This is a genomic window from Acetomicrobium sp. UBA5826 (assembly GCF_002433005.1).
Taxonomy (GTDB): domain Bacteria; phylum Synergistota; class Synergistia; order Synergistales; family Acetomicrobiaceae; genus Acetomicrobium.
In genome coordinates this window covers 1-4,112 of the sequence record NZ_DJHF01000001.1, presented here as the reverse complement: position 1 = coordinate 4,112, position 4,112 = coordinate 1, and the positions used below count along the sequence as shown (strand labels likewise).

At 44.0% G+C, this 4,112-nt stretch carries 5 protein-coding genes; 2 read left to right on the top strand and 3 right to left on the bottom strand.

The features are described 5' to 3' along the window. Window positions 1–138 precede the first annotated feature (138 nt). The 3 genes from B3N34_RS00025 to B3N34_RS00015 form a co-directional block, all read right to left on the bottom strand. Entirely contained in the window at window positions 139–696 is a 558-nt protein-coding gene (locus B3N34_RS00025; RefSeq protein ID WP_286973673.1) for a flavodoxin family protein, read from the bottom strand. Window positions 697–1,011: 315 nt separating this feature from the next. After that, window positions 1,012–1,209: a glycine cleavage system protein H gene (locus B3N34_RS00020; protein WP_286973671.1), complete on the bottom strand. Its 198-nt coding sequence runs from the start codon at window positions 1,207–1,209 to the stop codon at window positions 1,012–1,014. Continuing rightward, window positions 1,206–2,621, bottom strand: a complete 1,416-nt coding sequence (locus tag B3N34_RS00015) for an alkaline phosphatase (protein WP_286973669.1) — start codon at window positions 2,619–2,621, stop codon at window positions 1,206–1,208. The genes B3N34_RS00020 and B3N34_RS00015 overlap by 4 nt, the downstream gene beginning before the upstream one ends. Window positions 2,622–3,116: 495 nt before the next feature. On the opposite strand from B3N34_RS00015, the gene tnpA reads away from it, so the two are divergent. After that, on the top strand, window positions 3,117–3,518 hold the full coding sequence (gene tnpA, locus B3N34_RS00010) for an IS200/IS605 family transposase (protein WP_286973668.1): 402 nt from the start codon (window positions 3,117–3,119) through the stop codon (window positions 3,516–3,518). Continuing rightward, a partial coding sequence (locus B3N34_RS00005) for an RNA-guided endonuclease InsQ/TnpB family protein (protein ID WP_286973666.1) occupies window positions 3,515–4,112 on the top strand: 598 nt, incomplete at its 3' end. The genes tnpA and B3N34_RS00005, both read left to right, overlap by 4 nt.

Genomic DNA, 4,112 nt, shown 5'->3' with positions numbered 1-4,112 from the left:
AACCAACTGAGCTACCGGCCCATCGGGAAAGAATATAACATAACTTATAGATCTTTAGCAAGGACTTTTTATCGCGGAAAGGCAAATAAAGATTTTAAGGCAAATTTACGCAATTACGCAATCAATGTCACATGGAGCTTACGCTCGGACCAAAGATTCTCCAATTATTCGGGCCTCCTTAACCATATCCGGCTTCCCTATTGCTTCTCCAAGGCCGTTGAGTCCAGGCGCCACAAGAACCCTTACATCTTCAAACCCTATAGAAGCTATGGCATTTTTCATTTGATTAATATGCGCTTCATATTCCTTTGCGTCTTCGTACCCCTGGGACACTACAAGTGCTGCCCTCTTCCCCCTCGGTAGGCGACTGACGAACTCAGGCGCCGGCCCCAAAAAGGCAAATAACCGATCGAGCACCGTCTTAAACTGAGCTGTCACACCTGACATATATATCGGGGCCCCGAAGACCACGATGTCGGCCTTTTCAATGGCATCGTATATTTTCCCCATGTCATCTTCTACGGCACATCTACCTCGCTCTTTACAAGAGTAACATGCCTGGCATCCCTTTATATTCATCTCGTTAGGATAAAATATCTCATTCTCCTTAATACCGCTAGATTTTAAAATCTCTCGCACGAGTACATCAGAATTCCCGTTTTTCCGTGGGCTACAGACGATTCCTATGGCTTTCATTCATTCAACCCCCTTTTTTGCGTTAAAATGATGTCAATATAACTATAATATATTAGTATTACCTAACAATAAAAGATAGCATAAATGCGTGCCTTACACAACCGAGGTTTGCCGAAAAACCAAGCCCAAAGATGGGACAAAAGCCCTTTTCAAAAAGTGCGTAGTTGACTATTTTCCCATGATAGCAGATGTAAACATTCATATAGATAAAACGGGGAGGGTAAAGCAACACGCAACGGAAAAAGGATAAGGCCATGATACCCCATTTGAGCGGCGACATGGCAATTGATTTTTCCGCCATGTCGCCGCTGTCTTTTAATTTTCCCTTATAGTTACAATGAGCGTGTGCGTATCGGAATCGAAGGTGATGAACTTTATAACGCCAGAGACGGGTGAGCGAACAATTTCTCGCGAATTCGGCTTCATTCCTATTGGGTCGCCTTCCTTTAGGTCGACACCTGTACGAACCATGACACCTGCAGTGGCATCGACTTGAACGTTTACATAGCTCACTTTGACTCTGCTAAGACCGGTTCCTTTGGCACCACGTGAAGATCGCCTAAGACAGCAAAGGCGACTTTTTGAGCAACTCCTCCCTGCAATTGGAAGATTGATTTACCCACATAGGTATTATCTTTGATGCCTGAAAATAGCGCAGATCCCGGCCCGAAGGCGAATAGAGGAACAACGCTGCCGTCGTGTTCATGAGTCGTCCAACCGATATGGGCCCGCTCGTTTATAACTTTTACGATAGGATCTGTAGCCGTCCATTCGCCCTCGATCTTAAGTCCTTGTTGAATAGCAGCTACTTCCTCCTCCGTAAGGTCCGTTACGCCCATATACTCGGCTGCGATCTTTTTAATGTTTTCAACAGATGAATCTTTTTTTAACATGGGGGTGATCTTTTCTTCAACAGAACCTTTCACTGCAAAAAGAATTTCGGGCTTTGCCCACTGCTCCTCGCCCATGCCTATGGATAACCCTCCGTTGGCATGGTCTGCCGTAACGATGACGAGTGTATTGCCATCCATTTTAGCGAAATCAAGAGCCGTTTTGACGGCCTCGTCAAAGGCTATCATGTCAGCCATCGTCGTTGGAGCGTCGTTAGCATGGGATGCATGATCGATCCTTCCTCCTTCAACCATGAGGAAAAACCCATCTTGATCTTTGCTCAAGATATCTAAGGCAGCTTTCGTCATTTCATCTATGCTCGGCTCTTTATTTGCGCCTCTGTCAAGCTCGTAGCTCATATGACTTCCTTTAAAGAGACCTAAAATCTTGCCTTCGCCCTTGTTAGTGACATCCAGGAGCCCCTGACGATCCTTTACAAAGGTGTATCCCTTTGCCTCCATTTCCTTCACCAAATCCCTATCATCACTTCTTTTGCTTCCATCTTGGCCCTTCGAGACAAAGTGGCGCAGTCCGCCACCTAAAAGGACGTTTACGTCAGAGTTAACAATCTGTTCCGCTATGGCGTTTTCGTTGTCTCTGTCGTCTATGTGGGTGGCAAATACAGCAGGTGTCGCATGGGTTATTCGAGTTGTGGTCACAAGCCCGGTAGCCTTCCCCTTATCGCGGGCGTTTTCCAAAACGGTGTAGAGGGCCTTGCCCTCCGGTGTTTGAGATATAATCCCGTTATCGGTCTTGTATCCCGTAGCTAAAGCCGTGCCTGCCGCAGCTGAGTCTGTGATGACGCCGCTTGACGGCAGAGGATCCGTCGTCATGGCACCTCCAACAGGGCACTCTTCTATTGCGAGACTTCCCTTGGCCAGCTTTCCTAATGTAAGCTGAGCGAAGCCCATTCCGTCGCCGATCATCAAGATAATATTTTTAGGCATTGATTCTTGGGCCATGGTTCCTCCGGTAAGCAAAGTAACTAGCAGTATGAAAACAGTTGCCCACCTCGCAAAAATACGCATCTTCATTTTGACAACCTCCCCCCTTTTAAAGTTTTTTCTTGTCTTTACTGTCGCTATTGCAAAATTGGCAAACTTGAGGTTGTATCTTCCGCAAAGACATAAAACATCCTCCCTTCCAAAGGAAATTTCCATCGACATTGTCATTCTATCCGGGAAGGGTTACAGATTTGCTTAAAATTGGTTAAGCTTATGTCACAATTGCCACGAAATGGAATAAAAGGGGAGCAGATGTCCCTCTTCGGGTGGGAAATTTTACTGGCACTAAATAAAGAAAAACTCATTACTCATTGGCAGCCATATTGACAAAGTTTTTTAATACGAGATAATTTAATGGCTTATCGTTGTGCTATATTCTTATTTTTGGGGGGAAGGATATGAAGAGGGTTATTATACTTACGATCAACCGCCGGGAAAGCCCCCTTTTTTAAAAATGGGATGAAAGGCGATATTATTTTTATTAGATGTATTGCAAATATCTAATAACTATATTATAATTTAATTATGAACGGGAAAAGATGGAAACGATCAACAACAACCGTATACAATATTAGCTATCATCTTATCTGGTGTCCTAAATACCGCCGTAAAGTACTGGTGGATGATGTGGCAAAACGGCTAGAAGAACTGCTGCTACAAAAGGCTCATGAGATTGAACTAGAGATTGTCCAAATGGAGATCATGCCAGATCATGTACATCTGTTCGTGAAAACAACGCCTACCAATAGCCCCCATTTTATCGTACAGCAGTTGAAAGGTTATACTTCTCGTATATTGAGACAAGAGTTCCCATCGCTGAAAAGTAGGCTACCGTCTATGTGGACCAGATCATACTACTGTGAATCGGTTGGTCACATATCCGAAGAGACTATCCGTAAGTATATTGAGAAGCAGAAGAACAAATGAAAACCTACCGTTTCAAGCTCTATCGCTCAAAGAAGAACAAAAAACTTCATAGACTGATAGACGTTGCTGGACAGATATATAACCACCTTATAGCCCTGCATAAGAGATACTACCGCCTGTACGGAAAACATTTGAACGTCAACAAACTGATGCAACATATGACGAAATTAAAGAAACGCCGAAGGTTTGTTTTCTGGAATCAGTTAGGTTCCCAGGCGATCCAGGATATTGCCCAGCGGATTGAAAGGAACTACAAGCTTTTTTTCAAAAACCAAAAGCGCGGTATCAAAACAGCACCGCCTTCCTTCAAGAAGATCAAGAAGTACAAATCTTTCACTTTGAAGCAGACCGGATACAAACTGCTTGAAGGGAATAAGATTATAATTATGGGCAACGTATACAAATATTCCAAGTCCCGCAATATTGAAGGAAAAATTAAGACCTTGACGGTTAAACGCGACTTTCTGGGAGATATATACATTCATCTGACGTGTGAAACTGAAGAGACCGCTGTCGAACCAAGATCGGGTAAAAGCGTCGGGTTGGACTTCGGCCTGAAGCAGTTTCTCACAAGATCGCGTAAAATATTTGTAG